Genomic DNA, 17,140 nt, shown 5'->3' with positions numbered 1-17,140 from the left:
TGCCTTCCGCATTTAGTGCAGTATCTGACTTAGAAACAGGCGGGCTCGGTCGTTGACCGTTCCGCCGAAGAATTGTTCGCTGGTCGCGTTTTCGATCACCTCGCCGTTTTCCATGAAGACGATCTGATCGGCGGCGCGCTTGGCAAAGCCCATCTCATGGGTGACGACGACACTGGTCATGCCGTCGGCGCTGAGATCGGCCATCACATCCAGAACCTCGCGTATCATTTCCGGATCGAGCGCCGAGGTCGGCTCGTCGTAGAGCATCAGCTTGGGCTTCATGGCGAGCGCCCGGGCGATTGCGACGCGCTGCTGCTGACCTCCGGATAATTCATCGGGGAAAAAATCGGCCTTCTCGGGAATGCGGACTTTTGCCAGCAATTGCATCGCTATGTCATGCGCGTCGAGCTTGCTGAGGCCCGAGACCTTCATCGGCGCAAGCATGATGTTTTCGGCGGCCGAGAGATGTTGGAACAACTCGAAATTCTGGAAGACCATGCCGATATCGCGGCGTACCTTGGAGGCATTGCGGAGGTCGCGGGTGATATCGATGCCGTCGAAGAAGATATTGCCGCCATCCGCCGGCTCCAGCAGGTTGACGCATCGCAGCAATGTCGATTTTCCCGATCCGGACGGACCGATGACGACCACGGTCTGCTTGCGGAAAACGTTCAAGCTACAGGTCTTGAGAATCCGTGCTGATCCGAAACTCTTATCGATGCCGATGATTTCCAGGAGCGGCTTGTTGTCCGGCGCGGCCATGTCGTCTTTCCTCACTGGATCTCGGATTTCGGGGCGATGAGGCTCAAGGGCTTGCGAACGCTGCCCCGGCGCCCGCGTTTCGGGTCAAGCGACCGCTCAAGAATTGACTGAAAGACCATGAAGATCGTCGTCAGCACCAGATAGTAGATGCCGGCCGCGCTCAACGCCTCGAAATAGCGGAAATTCGCACTGGCTGTCTGGTTGGCGACGAGAAGCAATTCCTCCACGGCGACGACGGAGACAAGCGCGCTGGTCTTCAGCATTCCGATCATCTGATTGCCGACGGCGGGCAGGACGATGCGGGCGGCTTGCGGCATCACGACGAAACGCATGACGCTCGCCCGCGTCATTCCAAGCGCAAGCCCGGCCGTCCTTTGTCCCTTTTTCACCGCATGCAGACCCGACCGCAGGATCTCCGCCATGTAGGCACCCTCATTCAGCGACAAAGCGAGGACCGCACTGAGAATAGCCGAGAGACGAATTCCGAAACCTGGCAGCACATTATAGATGAAGATGATCTGGAACAGGACGGGCGTGCCCCGGAACAGCCAGAGATAGACGAGCGTCGCCGCCTTGACGGCGCGCAGTTCTGTCTCCTGCAAAAGAGCAATGATGAGCCCGACGATGATCCCGAAGAATAGCGACACGATGGTGATCAAAAGTGTCAGCACGGCGCCGTGAAAAAAAGCGGGCGACAGCAGATAGTCGAAAACGAGTTCGAGAGACATGCCCGCTCCTTCTCTTCAATATCAGGCTCTTCGGTATCAGGCCGGATGTCAGTTGAAGATCGAAACGGAGGCCGGCAGCTTCCACTTCAATATCAGGCTCTTGTAGGTGCCATCAGCAACGATTTCGGCAAGCGCCGCCTTGATGGAGGCTTGAAGAGGAGCATCTCCCTTTCGGGTGGCAATACCAATGCTGGTGTTGGATTCAAACTCGCCACCAACGACCTCATAGACGCCTGGAACCGCCGCCTGAAGCACCACCGCACCCGGCGTCGAATCATACTCCGCATCCGCGCGCCCCTGCCGCAACGACAGTGCGGAATCCTGGGCTGTCGGCAGCGTCAGCACCGTTACGCCTGAAAGCCCCTTGGCCTTGCAGCGCGTATCGTCGGCCCGCGCTTGATTTTCCTGAATGCCGCCGAGCGTAACGGCGATCGTCTTCCCGCAAAGCGTATCGTCGCGGCCGGTAATCTTGGCCGGATTGCCAGCCTGAACGATCACCTGATTGCCGATTCTCATATAAGGGATGAAATCGACCTGCTCGGCGCGCTTATCATTGATGTACATGGCCGAGTTGATGATATCGATCCGGCTGGAGAGAAGCGCCGGGATCAGTCCCTTGAACTCCATGTTCATCGGCACAGGCTTGGCGCTCAGTTTCGCGGCCAGCGCTGCGATCAGGTCGATATCGAAACCCGACAGAACCCCATCCTTCTGGAATTCGAATGGCGCGAAAGTCGCTGCAACGCCGTAGGTGATGGCCCCGTTTTCGACGAGGCCCGACTTTGGAAGATCGGCTGCGGCGACGGATTGCGCAAGGACCAGGGGCAAGGCGAATGCAGTCATGAAAGATCGAAGCATGGCAGTTCCCTTTTTGTTTGATCGAGCTATAATTGCTCTGATTTAATACAATGGTACAATGTCGCCATCGAAAGAGTCAAGCGCGGAAGCATAAAAATAGGCATTTTCGAAATGGCCCAAATAATGAGCATTTTGACGAAATTTTGACCGAAATACTTATGGATTCGGGGAACGCCCGCAGCTTCTGTGTCTCTCGGCGACTGCTTTTCAGATGAAACTCGTGAGTTTCATGCTTTCATGAGATTGCTCATGTTGCCGATGTCGATACTCATGTTGTATTAGATGCATGAATTTGTACAAAAATGGAAAGCCTAATGGCCAGCGCTCCACGTCAAGGTCGATATCGCCTTGCAAATCAGATTCTCGATCTCGCCCGGGATGCTCGCTTCGAACCGGGGCATCACCTGCGCGAACAGCAGCTAGGCGATCTGATCGGCGTATCGAGAACACCGGTTCGCGCTGCGCTGCTGTTGCTTGTGGAACACGGTGTCGTGGAGGCCCGCAAGAACCAGGGATTTTTCTTGAAGGCATTGCCTGAAGAGCTGCTGCGCGTTGAATTGGAGGTGCCGACGACAGCCGATCAGGATCTCTATTTGAGGATCGTAGAACACCGTCTTTCCGGCGCGCTCCCGGAAACCTTCACGCAGTCGGAAATTGCTCGCCGTTTCGATGTGGACCGCATTCTCCTGCAGCGGACGCTCACCCATCTGGTGAATGACGGGTTGCTGGCGCGAAACAGCGGCAGGGGCTGGACCTTCCTGCCCACACTCGACACGCAGGTAGCCCTGCGCAACAGCTACGACTTTCGCACCACGATCGAGCCTGCCGGATTGTTGCTCAACACCTTTCGCCACGATCCTGCCGCCTTGGAACGATCGCGTCTTCAGCACCTCTATCTGGAGGCGCATCCCGACATCACGTCTGTAAACCCCCGCCAATTGTTCGAGACGGATGCACAGTTCCACGAAATGATCGCTGAGTTCAGTGGTAATATCTTCTTCCTGCAATCCATCCAGCAGCAGAACAGGTTGCGGCGATTGCTTGAGTTTGGTGGCTACACCAATCGCCGGCGCGTGAAGGACTGGTGCCGGGAACACGTTGCGATCCTCGATGCAATCGCATCGGGACAGCGCGAGCGCGCGGCCCTACTTATGACGCAACATCTCCAGGCTGCCCTGTCGTTTGCTCCGCAATATGGTGCGTCATAACGGCATTCGGGATCATACGTTCCGCCCCGGCATGAAGGGGGCGTGCCGGATGGCTTCGCAACGTCAGAACCGGTGAATACGCAGCCCCAGGACTTTCTCCGACAGGACGACGACGAACAATGTCAGCACGATGGATACCGTCGACACGGCGGCTGCTTCCGGCGTGAAGTTCGTGCGCAGATAGTCGTAGAGCTGGATCGGAAGCGTGGCGGTGCCGACATTCTTCAACATGAAGGATATGGTGAACGTGTCAAAGGATATGATGAAGGCGAACAGGCATCCGCCGATCACGCCGGGCTTGATTAGCGGCAGCATGATGCGGCGAAACCGCGTCAATGGTCCGGCTCCGAGACTCTTGGCTGCCAGGCTCCAGGATGGGTCGTAGGACTCCATGGCCGCCGAAACGTTGATGAAGACAAAGGGAAGGGTAATGAGGCAATGACCGATGATCATCGCCGCGATCGTTCGTGTGCCCATTCCGATCGAATAAACGAAGAACAATAGCGATATGGCCGTCAGCACTTCCGGCAGCAGCAGCGGCAAGAGCATGGCAAGCCGGATGCTTTCCTTCCAGCGGCCGGCATGTTGGACATAGAAGATCGCCGCCATCGTGCCGATGATCGAGGAGATCACGGTCGAGACGGCCGCCACCCAGAGCGAGGTCTTGATCGCGCTGAGGAACACCTCGTTGTGAAAGAACACGACATACCAGCGAAATGAAAGTCCCTGTGGCGGGAATGTCAGGAAGGCGCCCGCGTTGAAAGAGGCGCCGACGACCACGAGGATCGGCAGCAGCAGAAAGGCGTAGATCATCAGGCAGTAGCCGGTGAGGAGATGCCTGGACATCAGTTCGCCTTCCATTTCATGCGGGTGAGCCTTGCAAACAGCATCACCATCATCGCCCCGGTCAAAGACAGCATCAGCGCCATGGCCGAGCCGAACGGCCATTGAAACGTGTCGATAAGTGCGTCGACCACGCTGACCGCCATCGTCTTCACGCGCAGGCCGCCGATCAAGGACGGCGTGACGTAGGCGCTGAGCGACAAGACAAAGACCAGTATGCAGCCGGCCTGTATGCCGGGCATGGCCAGTGGCAGAACAATTCGTCTGAAGGCGGTGATGCGCCCGGCCCCAAGCGAGCGGGCGGCCGCTTCGATCGACGGATCAATCCCCTGCAGCGCACTCATGAGCGGAAGGATCATGAAGGGCAGGAAGACGTGCACCAGGGCAATCACGATCCCAAAGGAATTGTACATCAGGCCAAGCGGGCGATCGATCAGACCGAAGCTGATCAGGGTCCGGTTTATCATGCCATTGTTGCCCAGCAGGATGGTCCAGCCATAGCTGCGAATGACGATGCCGACGAGAAGCGGTGACAGCACGAGGCCATAGGCAAGACCGCGAAAACGCATTTGGGTCTTTGCGAGCTGCCATGCGACGGGGAAGCCGAGGACAAGGCAGACAAAGGTGGTGATGAAGCCGATCATCAACGTGTTTGCGGTCTGCTCCAGATAAAAGCTGTCGGCAAAGAGTCTCAGATAGTTCCCCAGGGTAAAGCCGGGCGCATAGGGCGTCCCGTTCCCCGGATTGCGCAGGCTCATGATCACGATGTTGATATATGGCAATACCAGGAAGACGCCGAGCAGTAGAACAGCCGGGGCGATCAAGGCAAACGGCTTCAGAGATTTCGCTCGAAGGCTCATGCGGCGGCTCCGAGCGCCCAGAAGCGATCGCCATCGACCTTGACGGTGACACGGTCGCCCGGAGAGAAGCGGCTGCGGGGGAAGGTCTGAACATTCATGGTGTCGCCGCTGTCGAGCGCCAATCGGTAGTCGATCAGGCTGCCCGAATAGTAGCTCGCTGTGATGGTGGCCGGGGTGCCCATCTGCCCGGCGCTTTCCGGAAATAGCTCGACTGCCTCGGGCCGCAGCACCAGCGTCACGGCTCCATCGGGCGACCTCGGCATATTGCCGATCCTGACTGTGCCGAGCGCGGTATCGATGATCGAGATATCGTTCGCTTCGGTGGAGAGCAGCCGACCGGATAGGATGTTGACCTGCCCCACGAACTGCGCGACTTCGAGGCTCGCCGGCCGATCGTAGATATCGGCTGGCGCGCCATATTGGGCGATCTGCCCGCCAAACATGACCACGACACGGTCCGACATGGTCATCGCCTCGGCCTGATCGTGGGTCACATAAACGGTGGTGATGCCAACACGCTTTTGAAGGTCGCGGATAAAGACGCGCATCTCTTCGCGCAGCTTGGCGTCGAGGTTGGCAAGCGGCTCGTCGAGAAGGAGAATTCGAGGTTCGATCACCAGCGCTCGAGCCAGTGCGACACGTTGCTGCTGTCCACCGGAAAGCTGGCGCGGATAGCGGTCGGCATAGCCGGAGAGCTGCACCATGTCGAGAACGCGGGCCGTGCGCTCGGCGATCTCGCGCTTCGGTCTGCGGCGCATCTCCAATCCGAACGCCAGGTTCTGCGCGACGGTCATATGCGGAAACAGGGCGTAGCTCTGGAAGACCATGCCGATATCGCGTTTTTCCGCAGGCACATGCACGACGTCCTGCCCATCGAAACGTATCGCGCCTGATGTAGCATCCTCGAAGCCGGCTATCATTTTCAGCGTGGTGGTCTTGCCGCAGCCGGAAGGGCCGAGCAGGGAGATAAACTCTCCCTTTGCGATTTTCACGGAAATGCCGTTTACCGCAAGAGATGCCCCATAGTGCTTGGTCAGCGCTTCAATGCTCACCTCTGTCATGATCGATCTTCCAAATTCTGCCGGCGGCGATCGCGGTTGTGCCACCATGTCGAGAAAGCAGCCGGACCGCTTAAGCGCGAGCCGGCATATGGCGAGGGGATCGTCAGGGCGCGTCTAGCGCATGACCTTTGCCCAGCTCTCTGAGAACTCGGCCTGCTTTTCGTTCATGAAATTCCAATCCCATGTCAGGATCTTGTCCATCGTCCCGCCCGAGATCGGCACATCCTTTTGCAGGTCGGCCGGGACCACCACCTTGGAATTGGTGGGCGAGACGAAGAACTGCTTCATGAGCGGTATCTGCCCCTCCGGGGAGAGCAGGAAGTCGGCATATTGGTAGGCGAGTTCCTTTTCCGGGGCGTGGGCAAGGATATTCAGCGTCTGGTCGAACATCAGCATACCCTCTTCGGGCACGACGACATCGACCGGCAACCCCTGGGATCGCAAGCGCGCCACTTCCCCGAAATCGAAGGGCGCAACCACGAATTCACCGGCTGCAAGGCCCGTCGACAGATTGAAATCCGCCTGTATGACGGGCCCGAGCTTTTCCAGTGCCTTGAAGCCGGCATCAATATCGTATTGATCCTTGCCGAAGATCTTCGATGCCAGCATCAGCTCCATCTTGCCGGCCGTATTGGCAAAGTTATAGAGGCCGATGCGACCCTTGAATTCCGGGTTCTCCCAGAGATCCTTCCATCCCTTCGGCGGGGTTTTGACCATATCGGTGCGGTAGGCGATGCCGATCGGCGAGACCATGGCTACGGCGCCCCAACCATCCGTCTTCTTCGCAAGGGGATAGAGATCGTTGTAGTTCGATAGTTTCGTCAGATCGAGCTTCTCGAAGAAGCCTTCCTTGCGCAGGCTGGAGGCGAAGGCCTCGTTGGTCATCAGGATCGAATAGGGTGGGTTTTGAGCGCCTGCCGCCCGCAGGTTGGCGCTCCAGACGCGACCGTTGCCGGCATCAAGCGTCACCGCGGCACCGCTCTTTGCCGTAAAAGCGGGTGCAAGTGTGGAGCGCCAGAATTGCTCCCAGGCGCCGCCGAGCGTTGGCACCACGAGCGTCTTGCTTTGCGCGCGCGCGGGAAGGCTGATCATGCTTGCTGCGGCAAGGCCGCCCATTCCGGCAAGAAGCTGCCGCCTGTTCATGTTCATCATTTCGGTTCCCCTTGTCATGGCTGCGTGTCGGTGGGTGCTGGTGCGGCAGGCGATGTTTCGCTTCTGCGCTCAGGACTTGCTGAAGGCTTGGCTTGTCTTCAGCGCGATATAATCTCCATAGGTAATCGGCGTGTATTTTGCCGGCGCCTTTGCCGCAAAGGGCGGCAGGCATTCGATGAGCGTCTCCTTCGACGGATTGACAAAGAAGGGGATGGATTGACGCCGTGTCGTTCCCTTGAAGCTGCCGGGCGGATTGGCAACCCGATGCGGCGTCGACAGCCATTCGTCGTTGGTCCAGCGCATGAAGGCATCGGCGATATTGACGACATAGGCGCCTTCGACGTTCGGCGCATCCAGCCATTCGCCATCGCGCCTGCGGACCTGAAGCCCTCCCGGAGATGCCTCCGAGCGCAGAATGGTCATGAAGCCGTAGTCGGTGTGGACGCCCGCGCGCAACTGGCCGGGCAGCGGGCTTTCCTGTTGTTCCGGATAGTTGATGACACGGAGTGCTGAAAGGTGGTCGGCAAAGGCCGGCTCGAAGTAATCGGGCGCAAGCCCGATCGCCCGGCAGAAGGCGCGTCGCAGATGCCCAGCGAGCGTCTCCATCTCGGCAAAATAAGCGCTGAAGGCAGCCTGCAATCCTTGTGGAACCGTGGGCCAGACGTCACCCGGAAGGCGCGGCCCGAAATTCAGGCTTTCCTTGTAGTCACCCGGCGTCTTGATCCCAAGCGTGGCGCTCAGTGCTTCATCCGCGATGGGGGAGAAAGCGACGCCCCCCTTTAGCGAGGTTCCCCGGCCTTGTTGCTTCTTCCAGTCCTGCGGCTCGTCGAAGAAGTCGCGGGCAAGATTGTAAAGCTGCGCGGTCGCCTCGGCGGAGACGCCATGTCCGGTGATCAGGAAGAAGCCGGTTTCGCGGCAGGCAGCCTCGATCGCCTTGACGACGGCATCGTTACCGGCGGTCTGATGGATGAAAGGCGAGATATCTATGACCGGAATGCTATCCATATCCTGCCTTGAGGATGGGGCCATCTGCATTGTCTGATCCTTTCCGGAATGAACATAGCCGCGGTGCCGTGGCACTTCGATACCCCACCTGCGTGGGAGATGATGTCAATCGAGCCCTTTGAAGGGTGCGTCGCGAAATTCGAGATATTCCTTCAGCGACATCTTCTGGAGATTGCGCATCCATTCCTGCCCGTCCTTGCTGACATGAAGGGCAGCGATGGCGTGCACGTTGTAATCGAAGGATGTCATCAGGCCGGCGGCGATCTGCTGGTTGTTGATGGACGACTTGGCGAATTTGATCGCCGGAACCGGCATGCGTGCCAGCTTGCGCGCCATGTTCTCGGTCTTTTGCTTGAGCTGATCGGCGGGCACGATCTTGTTGATCAGATGCATGCGCAGCGCTTCTTCCGCGTCCACCAGATCACCCGTATACATCAGCCAGCGGACATCGCGGGTGGCCAGCAGCCACGGCATGAAGAGGGCAGGCGGACCGGAATTGTGCCGGACTTCCGGTTCGCCGAACTTGGCATTGTCGGCGGCGATCGCAAGATCGCAAGACATGACGAGTTCGAGCGCGCCGGCAAGCGCATAGCCGTTCACCGAGGCGATGACAGGGATTGGCGCTTTCCAGATATTCAGAAGCGCCTGGGCATTTTCCGACATGTCGGCATGCCAGTCCTCGATGCTGACGTCATAGTCTGCGCCTTGCAGGTCATAACCGGATGAAAACGCGCGACCGGCACCGGTGATCACCAGCGCGTTGACGTCCTTGTCGGCGACGGCAAGCGCGACGGCACGGTCGATCTCGCGCACTGTCGTCTTGTTCATCGCATTGAGCTTGTCCGGCCGATTGATGGTGATCGTCGCGAACTTGTCCTGTTCATCCTTGTCGAAGAGAATGGTCTCGAAGCTCTCGGTCATGCTCATATGCTTTTCCTCTTTACGCTGGTGTCAGCCGGTTGCGATGCAGTGCTTGATGCCTGCATCAACAGGGCCGCCTTGTTCTTTTCGAAACGCTCTATCGATGCTGATTTGACCGGACCAAACCCCCTGATCTGATCGGGGAGTTGGGCAAGCGTGATGGCGCGTTGCTGGTTTTCCGGCGACAGGTTTGCTGAGAGGTCATTGATTAGTGCCGCATAATCGGCGACCAGTTTGCGCTCCATGCGGCGCTCGTGCGTGTAACCGAACGGATCTAGCGGCGTGCCGCGAAGGAAGCGCATTTTCTCCAGTACAGAGAATGCCGGCGAGATGAGCTTGCGGCTGATGGCGATCTTTGCCGGGTTGCCGGTGCGCTTGTCGATCCGTCGGGAAAAGAGCGGCGGCGCGAGATGATGCTTGATCTCGAAATCGCCTTCGAACTGCGCGGCGATCTTGTCCTTGAAGCTCTGGTCGTTGTGGAGACGAGCCACTTCATATTCGTCCTTATAGGCCATCAGCTTGAAGGCATTGCGCGCCACGGCTTCGGAAAAATCCTCTCCGAGCTTCGCTTGGGCCTCGGCATTGCGGGCGGTTGTCACCAGCTTGCGGTATTTGTCGGCATAGGCGGTGTTCTGGTAGTGCGTCAGGAACTCGATACGCCTAGCGACGAGGTCGTCCAGTGTTTGCTTGGCAGGCATCTCGTCCAGATCGATTGAGGCGGCTTGTTTGACAGCTACCGGATCGACCACCGAGCGACGGCCCCAGCCAAAGGCTGCGCGGTTCATCGCAATGCCTGTGCCGTTGAGTTCGATCGCCGCATCGATTGTCTCAAGGTGGATTGGCACAAGACCTCGCTGCCAGGCGTGACCAAGCAGGAACATGTTGGCCGCAATCGCGTCGCCCATCAGCGCCGCGCCCAGTTTCGTTGCGGCAATAAGGCTGATGGCGTTGTCACCGGCCGCTTTGCGCAATGCCTTTAACGTCGCTTCCTGGCGAAAATCGATTGCGGTGTTCTGCACAAACGAAGCCGTTGGCGCGAAATGATCGTCGAGAACGGCCTTGGTCCGGCCGGCAGCGAATGTGGACAGGGCGTTCTGGGCCGCGGACACGACGATATCGAAGCCGAGGACCAGATCGCTTTCCCCCGGTCCGATGCGCACGGATGTGATCTGCTCTCGCGTCATTGCGACCCGCAGATGCGAAATGACGGCCCCATTCTTCTGGGCAAGGCCGGTCTGGTCGAGCGTCTGCACGGCAAGGCCGTCAATGTGCGCGGCCATCGACAATATGGCGCTGACAGTGATCACGCCCGTCCCGCCGATGCCGGCGAGCAGCATGTTGTAGGGCCGGTCGGTGATCGGTCGGAGGGCCGGAAGGGGGAGGTCGTCGAAACTTGCCTTGCCTGCCTTTGGCGCCGGCTTGCGGATAGTCCCGCCCTCGACGGTGACGAAGCTCGGACAGAAGCCTTTTATGCAGGAAAGATCGGTGTTGCAGCTCGACTGGTTGATCCGCCGCTTGCGGCCGAACTCCGTTTCCTGCGGTTCGATGGAGATACAATTGGAAACCGCGGAGCAATCGCCGCAGCCCTCGCAGACGAGCTCGTTGATGAAGGCGCGCTTGTCGGAAACGGCCAAAGCGCCTCGCTTGCGCCGACGCCGTTTTTCGGCGGCGCAGACCTGGTCGTAGACGAGCACGGTAACGCCCGGCACCTCGCGCAGTTCGCGCTGCACCGCATCCAGTTCGTCGCGATGGTTGACGGTAACGCCGCGCGGCAGATTGCCTTGCCAGACGTCGGGATGCTCGGCGACGACCGCAACCCGTGCCGCGCCTTCGGCGAGCATCTGCCCGACAATGCCGGGAACGGAGACCTCGCCATCATGCTTCTGGCCGCCGGTCATGGCGACGGCATCATTATAGAGGATCTTGTAGGTGGCGTTGACCTTGGCGGCGATCGCGGCGCGGATCGCAAGCAGCCCGGAGTGGAAATAGGTGCCGTCGCCCATGTTGACGAAGATATGCTTCTCGTCGGTGAACGGGGAAAGGCCGATCCACGAGCCGCCTTCGCCGCCCATCTGGGTAAAGGTCGAGGTGTTGCGCTCCTCCAGCCCGATTACCATCATATGACAGCCTATGCCGGTGGATGCGCGGCTTCCCTCGGGCAGTCGGGTGGAAACGCTGTGCGGACAGCCTGAACAAAAATAGGGGTCGCGTTTCAGCGCCGGCGTTTCCGTGGCACTGGCCGCGAGGAGCGCCTCGATATCGTGCGATCTGGCCAGCAGATCGGTGTGATGCTCACCGATGACCGAGACAATCGCCCTGGCAACGGCAACCGCATTGATCTCGCCGGCGGCGGACAAGAGCGGTTTGCCATCCACGCCGAATTTGCCGTAGACCCTTGGGCGCCAGTCCGCGGCCATGTTGAAAAGCTGAGCCTTGATCTGGTCTTCGATGATCGCGCGTTTTTCCTCGACCACCAACATGGTTTCGACGCCGGAGGCGAACCGTTGCAAGCCTTCCGGTTCGATCGGCCAGACCATGCCGATCTTGTAAAGCCGGATGCCGAGGTCACCGGCCCGGCGCTCGTCGATGCCGAGGCTTGCCAGCGCTCCCATGAGGTCGAGCCATGATTTCCCGGTCGAAACGATACCGAGCCTCGCTTTGCCGGCAGTGCTACCCCAGACCGTTCTGTCGATGCTGTTTTGACGGGCGAAAGTGTGTATCGCCTCCATCTTGTTTTCCAGCCGCCGCTCCATCGCATGCGGGCCGTCCGGCCATCGCAACGAGAGGTCGCCATGACCGTCGGGATAGACGATGGTGGGCCAGTCGGGATCGAGTTCGACCGTCGCCGTGCATTCGACGATTTCCGTCTGGCATTTGAAGCCGACCCAGGCGCCGGAATAGCGGCTGAGCGCCCAGCCGAGCAATCCATAGTCGATGTATTCTCCAACACCCGCCGGCGATAGGAGCGGCACCATCGCGGAGATCAGATTATGCTCGCTCTGATGCGGCAGGGTCGAAGAAACGGCACCGTGATCGTCTCCGACGAGCAGCAAAACGCCGCCGTTCGGATTGGTGCCGACGGCGTTGGCGTGACGGATCACGTCCATGCTGCGGTCGACGCCAGGTCCCTTGCCGTACCACATGGCGAAGACGCCATCATACCGGGCGCCCGGAAACATCGCCGTCTGCTGTGTGCCCCAGACGGCGGTGGCGGCCATGTCTTCATTGAGACCGGGCTGGAAGCGGATGTGGTGGTCGTCGAGATACTTCTTCGCGCGCGCCATTTCGCGGTCGAAGCTAGCAAGTGGCGAGCCGCGATATCCGGAGACATAGCCGGCGGTATTCAGTCCGCGCGCTAGGTCGCGCTGACGCTGGATCATCGGTAGGCGAACGAGCGCCTGCGTGCCGGAAACGAGGATGCGTCCCCGATCGAGCGCGTAGCGGTCGTCGAGGCTGGGTGTCGTCGCGGCGGAGGCCGGGGGTGGTTTTCGGGGTGGGCGGCGACGGGGAGGGTAGCCATTTATGCGCGCTCCCCGGTGCTGTCGGTTCCATGTCGAAGACGCGGCCGGGATTGAGGATGTTATTGGGATCGAACGCCAATTTGAGACGGCGCATGGCGGCCATCTCGGCCGGGCTTCGAACCAGCGGCAACCACCTCTTCTTTTCAAGGCCAATCCCATGCTCGGCCGATATCGATCCGCCCTCGCTGGCAGCACAGGAAAGGGTCGCGTCCGCGACGCGGTCATAATGGTGTGTGCGAACGAGAAAATGCAGATTGCCGTCACCGAGGTGACCGAAAATGTAGATGGAAGCAGCGGGATCGACAGTTGCGATTTCGGCCGTGGCCCTGTCCAGGAACCGCTGCATCGCGGAAATGGGCAGGCTGACGTCGAAGCCCGCGACATGGTCCATGCTGAAAATGAACTCGCTTGCCGCCTCGCGCAAAGCCCAGATGGCATGGTAGTCGCGCAGCGAGCGGGAAACCGCGACATCGCTGACGATGCCTTCCTCGTAGCATTCCATCAGCGCGTCGGCGAAGCGATCCTCGTCGCCCGCGTCGTCCTGTCCCTGCATCTCGATGAGCGCATACATTCCGGCACCCGCCGGCACAGGCGGTGGCGCGCCGGTGCGCTTGAGAACGCCGGCATAAACAGTCGGGAAGATGACTTCGAAAGCGGAAAGGGAAGGTCCCAACCTCTGGCGCAGACGCCGCAGAAGCGCGATTGCCGCGCTGAGCGACGGGAGTGCGCAAAATGCGTTTGCCAGTGAGCGCGGCTTGGGATGAAGGCGCAGACAGGCGCGGGTTACGACCCCAAGCGTGCCCTCGCTGCCGATGAAGATCTGGTTGAGATCGAAACCCGAATTGTCTTTCGAAAGGCCTTTTAGGCTAGTCAGCACCGAGCCGTCCGCCATCACGGCCTCAAGGCCAAGAACCTGGGCGCGATACATGCCGTAGCGCAGGACGCGAATGCCGCCGGCATTGGTGGCGATGTTGCCGCCGATGGTGGACGTGCCGCGCGCGCCGATATCCACGCCGAACATGAAGCCGTGGCTGGCCGCAGCCTCTTGCGCAGCCTGCAGGGTTGCGCCGGCATGGGCAATGACAGTGCCGGCATCCTCGTTGACGGGTTCGATCGCGCTCATGCGCTCCAGGGACAGCGCAACCTCGCCGGCCATGGGCCGCGCGGCGCCCGCAAGGCCGGTCCGGCCACCTTGCACGACGATGGGCTGGCCGACGGCATCGCATGCGGAAAGAATGGCCGACACCGATGCGGTATCCCTAGGGCGAAACAGGATGGATGGCCGCACGCCGCGCTCGTCCGTCGCGTCGGCGCAATAGGTATCGCCAACATCCGGGCCTGCGACAACAGCGTTCTTGTCCAGCCTGCCATCGAGGCGGGCCAATAATTCCTGTAGCTGCAAAGACGGCGCAAATAAGGGACGAGCGACGAGCGCCCGGTCGATCGATCCGCCCATTCTGTTCCCCTGGTTATCTGGATCAAGGGCAGGTTATCGCCAATCTGATATTTGTCAAACCTATATTTAAATACCTGTAGCCTTTTCGATGAAGGCATGGCATCAATGCTTTCGAGCGAAGGATGGAGCTCCATGAATCTTAGATATGACGAAGTGGTAAGATCTGGCATCGCCAAGCAGGTCGCCGAGAATATCAAGTCCGCGATCCTGGACGGGCGCCTGAAGATCGACGAGCGCTTGCCGACGGAAGAGGATCTTGCCCGGAGTTTCGGAATTTCGCGCCCGACGGTGCGCGAGGCGTTGAAGCGTCTGGCGGCGCAGAACCTCATTCATTCGCGTCGCGGCCCCCTCGGCGGCAATTTCGTGATGCGACCCGATCCGGAGGGGCTGTCGAAGGCGATTACTGGTGCCGCGACGCTTCTCGTCGGCATCGGCGCTTTCGATATCGACGAGATCATTACCGCAAGGCTTGAGACGGAAACCATCTGCTGCCGGCTTGCCTGCGAAAACCGCAGCGGAGAGGGATTGCAGGCCATGGCCACTGAGATTGCCTTGCAGCGGGATCAGGGCATCAGCGATGAAGATTTCTGCGCTTCCGATGTGCGGTTCCATCGCGCTCTGGTCGACTCGACCGGCAACGGCCCCTTGAAGCTGATGATGTACATCGTGATCGAATCCTTCATTCCGATTACGAACATGATCGTCTTCAGGGTGCGCGAGCGCCGCCAGGTCGTTGCCTTCCACCAGCGGATCCATGAGGCGCTGAGCAATCGCGATGTCGGCGAAGCAACGGCGGCGCTCACAAATCTCCTCGCCTATGTACGTGATAGTTATAGCGCCGCGCTCGATGCGCGCGGCCGTCGGGCGAGCGAGCAGGCGCAGTCCTGAAGCTGGTCGGCTCACATCCGCAGAAGCATTGAAGTTCAAGGGAATTCCATGTCAGATTCTTTTACGGCAATGGTGATCGACACGGTTGATGGCAAACAGCAGGCCGCCTTCCGTCAACTGACCTTGGCCGATCTTCCCGACCACGACGTTCTGGTCGAAGTCGCGTTTTCCACGGTCAACTACAAGGATGGCCTGGCGCTCTCCGGCAAGGGAAGGATTGCGCGCCGCACGCCGATGGTTGGCGGTATCGATCTCGCCGGCGTCGTCGTCGAGTCGCGCTCGGACAAATGGGTTGCGGGTGACAAGGTCGTGTTGAACGGCTGGGGTCTCTCTGAGACCGAATGGGGCGGTTATTCCCGATACCAGCGGGTCAAGGCGGAATGGCTGATCGCGCTGCCGCCCGAATTTACTCTGGAACAGGCGATGGCGATTGGGACGGCTGGCTATACCGCCGCTCTTTGCGTCAATGCTCTGGAGGATTGGGGAACGATCGGCGTGGATGATCGGGAAGTGCTGGTCACCGGAGCGGCCGGTGGCGTCGGCTCGGTGGCTGTGAGCCTGCTTGCCAACAAGGGCTACAAGGTAACGGCATCGACCGGCCGGCCGGAAACACATGACTATCTTGCCTCGCTGGGAGCTTCCGGCTTCGTCGAGCGCGCGACGCTCAGCGAGAAGGGCGGCCCGCTGCAGAAAGAGCGCTGGGCGGGCGCAATCGATTCCGTCGGTTCGACGACGCTTGCCAATGTGCTGTCCCAGATAGTCTACGGAGGGGCCGTGGCTGCTTGCGGTCTTGCCGGCGGCGCCGATCTGACCGCGACGGTCTTGCCGCATATCTTGCGCAATGTGGCACTGCTCGGCATCGATTCCGTCATGGCGCCCGTTGCAAAACGTCAACGTGCCTGGCAGACCCTTGGCCAGCACCTAAACCCTGTGCACCTGCTGGCGTTAATGCGAATTGAGCCGATGTCCGCGTTGCCGAAAATTGCAGAAGATATCGTTGCAGGTCGCATCCGTGGTCGCGTAGTCGTAGAGATCAACTGACGGTGGCATGCCCCCGCAGGATGATCCGGGTTTAATGTTAGTGCATACTGCGATTGAAGCGCTTGGGTTTGGTGGTCCAGCTTGGAGCGTTAGCCTCCGACGCTGGTGAGGCTGTTTTGGCCCACCGAAGTAACTGCACCGCCAGCATATTCCGACGGCGTCAAATAGCCAAGAGCCGCGTGAGGACGGCTCTCATTGTATTCCCTACGCCAGGCTTCGATCTGCCTCCTGGCCTCGGATAGGGTTTCGAACCAATGCACGTTCAGGCACTCGTCGCGCAACGACCCGTTGAAGCTTTCGATGAAGGCATTGTCCGTGGGTCTTCCCGGTCGAGAGAACTCGATGCGGACTTTGTGGTGATACGCCCAGAGATCGACCATGTGACCGGTAAATTCGCTGCCGTTGTCGGCAAACAGCCGGTTCGGAGCATTGCGTCGCCGGACCAACCGATTGAGAACATCAACGACATGCTCTCCACGCAATCGCTGGCCGACCTCGATAGCCAGTGCTTCACGCGTATAGACATCGACCACCGTCAATGCCCGGAACTTCTGCCCGTTCATCAGTTGGTCGTGGATGAAGTCGAGGCGCAGCAGGATATTTCGGAGGTGCTGGCAAAGGCCCCCCAGACTCCCGATGCATTGGCGATTCGAGCTTGGCTGAAGACGCGGCAAGGTGATTTGGCGGGAGCGAAGAACGACCTGGACCTTGCGATGGCGACAAACACATTTATCTATCGCGGGTGGTTCACCAAGGTGCAGGATGCATTGGGACGAGGATCGCAAGCCGACGCAGATGCCGCTTTCCGAGATGCGTTCCGTGGTATCTGACGCTTA

At 59.6% G+C, this 17,140-nt stretch carries 14 protein-coding genes and 2 pseudogenes; 4 read left to right on the top strand and 12 right to left on the bottom strand.

The features are described 5' to 3' along the window. Positions 1 to 12 precede the first annotated feature (12 nt). Genes HB780_RS10515 through HB780_RS10505 form a run of 3 tightly spaced genes read right to left on the bottom strand, consistent with a single transcriptional unit; the run spans position 13 to position 2,348 of the window. Entirely contained in the window at positions 13 to 762 is a 750-nt protein-coding gene (locus HB780_RS10515) for an amino acid ABC transporter ATP-binding protein (protein WP_183687490.1), read from the bottom strand. 11 nt (positions 763 to 773) lie between these two features. Then, a complete protein-coding gene (locus tag HB780_RS10510; RefSeq protein ID WP_183687488.1) occupies positions 774 to 1,490 on the bottom strand; it encodes an amino acid ABC transporter permease in 717 nt (238 codons plus the stop codon). 48 nt (positions 1,491 to 1,538) lie between these two features. Further along, on the bottom strand, positions 1,539 to 2,348 hold the full coding sequence (locus tag HB780_RS10505; RefSeq protein ID WP_183687486.1) for an ABC transporter substrate-binding protein: 810 nt from the start codon (positions 2,346 to 2,348) through the stop codon (positions 1,539 to 1,541). 314 nt (positions 2,349 to 2,662) lie between these two features. Between HB780_RS10505 and HB780_RS10500 the strand changes: the two genes are divergently transcribed. Continuing rightward, positions 2,663 to 3,556 (top strand): GntR family transcriptional regulator, encoded by an 894-nt coding sequence (locus HB780_RS10500; RefSeq protein WP_183687484.1) that lies wholly within the window; start codon positions 2,663 to 2,665, stop codon positions 3,554 to 3,556. Between the two features lie 63 nt (positions 3,557 to 3,619). Here the strand turns inward: HB780_RS10500 and HB780_RS10495 are convergent, their stop codons facing one another. The 8 genes and pseudogenes from HB780_RS10495 to HB780_RS10460 all read right to left on the bottom strand — a co-directional run. Next, on the bottom strand, positions 3,620 to 4,402 hold the full coding sequence (locus tag HB780_RS10495; RefSeq protein WP_286202907.1) for an ABC transporter permease: 783 nt from the start codon (positions 4,400 to 4,402) through the stop codon (positions 3,620 to 3,622). Continuing rightward, positions 4,402 to 5,259, bottom strand: coding sequence for an ABC transporter permease (locus HB780_RS10490; RefSeq protein WP_183687480.1), 858 nt, complete (start codon positions 5,257 to 5,259; stop codon positions 4,402 to 4,404). Before HB780_RS10490 ends, HB780_RS10495 begins: the two co-directional genes overlap by 1 nt. After that, positions 5,256 to 6,320, bottom strand: coding sequence for an ABC transporter ATP-binding protein (locus HB780_RS10485; RefSeq protein WP_183687478.1), 1,065 nt, complete (start codon positions 6,318 to 6,320; stop codon positions 5,256 to 5,258). Before HB780_RS10485 ends, HB780_RS10490 begins: the two co-directional genes overlap by 4 nt. A 114-nt stretch (positions 6,321 to 6,434) precedes the next feature. After that, positions 6,435 to 7,472: an ABC transporter substrate-binding protein gene (locus tag HB780_RS10480; RefSeq protein ID WP_183687477.1), complete on the bottom strand. Its 1,038-nt coding sequence runs from the start codon at positions 7,470 to 7,472 to the stop codon at positions 6,435 to 6,437. Between the two features lie 69 nt (positions 7,473 to 7,541). Continuing rightward, a complete protein-coding gene (locus tag HB780_RS10475; RefSeq protein WP_183687475.1) occupies positions 7,542 to 8,507 on the bottom strand; it encodes an isopenicillin N synthase family dioxygenase in 966 nt (321 codons plus the stop codon). Between the two features lie 75 nt (positions 8,508 to 8,582). Further along, positions 8,583 to 9,404: an enoyl-CoA hydratase/isomerase family protein gene (locus HB780_RS10470; RefSeq protein WP_183687473.1), complete on the bottom strand. Its 822-nt coding sequence runs from the start codon at positions 9,402 to 9,404 to the stop codon at positions 8,583 to 8,585. Next, positions 9,401 to 12,817, bottom strand: coding sequence for an indolepyruvate ferredoxin oxidoreductase family protein (locus tag HB780_RS10465; RefSeq protein ID WP_286203037.1), 3,417 nt, complete (start codon positions 12,815 to 12,817; stop codon positions 9,401 to 9,403). The genes HB780_RS10470 and HB780_RS10465 overlap by 4 nt, the downstream gene beginning before the upstream one ends. Before the next feature lie 151 nt (positions 12,818 to 12,968). After that, positions 12,969 to 14,375: pseudogene (locus tag HB780_RS10460) on the bottom strand (FAD-binding oxidoreductase); the annotation flags it as partial. Between the two features lie 132 nt (positions 14,376 to 14,507). Between HB780_RS10460 and HB780_RS10455 the strand changes: the two are divergent. Together HB780_RS10455 and HB780_RS10450 are read left to right on the top strand one after the other, a co-directional pair. Next, positions 14,508 to 15,263 carry a FadR/GntR family transcriptional regulator gene (locus HB780_RS10455; protein ID WP_183687471.1) on the top strand — a complete coding sequence of 252 codons (756 nt, stop codon included), beginning with the start codon at positions 14,508 to 14,510 and terminating at the stop codon, positions 15,261 to 15,263. Between the two features lie 48 nt (positions 15,264 to 15,311). Continuing rightward, positions 15,312 to 16,304, top strand: a complete 993-nt coding sequence (locus tag HB780_RS10450; protein ID WP_183687469.1) for an MDR family oxidoreductase — start codon at positions 15,312 to 15,314, stop codon at positions 16,302 to 16,304. A gap of 89 nt (positions 16,305 to 16,393) precedes the next feature. On the opposite strand, the pseudogene HB780_RS10445 reads toward HB780_RS10450, so the two are convergent. Beyond that, positions 16,394 to 16,891: pseudogene (locus HB780_RS10445) on the bottom strand (IS3 family transposase); the annotation flags it as partial. On the opposite strand from HB780_RS10445, the gene HB780_RS10440 reads away from it, so the two are divergent. Beyond that, positions 16,877 to 17,134 carry a hypothetical protein gene (locus tag HB780_RS10440; protein ID WP_183689723.1) on the top strand — a complete coding sequence of 86 codons (258 nt, stop codon included), beginning with the start codon at positions 16,877 to 16,879 and terminating at the stop codon, positions 17,132 to 17,134. The pseudogene HB780_RS10445 and the gene HB780_RS10440 sit on opposite strands and share 15 nt — an antisense overlap. Positions 17,135 to 17,140 lie beyond the last annotated feature (6 nt).

Origin of the sequence: Rhizobium lusitanum, assembly GCF_014189535.1 — a bacterium.
Lineage (GTDB): Bacteria > Pseudomonadota > Alphaproteobacteria > Rhizobiales > Rhizobiaceae > Rhizobium > Rhizobium lusitanum_C.
The sequence above is the reverse complement of the archived record's forward strand: the minus strand, read 5'-3'. Positions and strand labels throughout refer to the sequence as shown.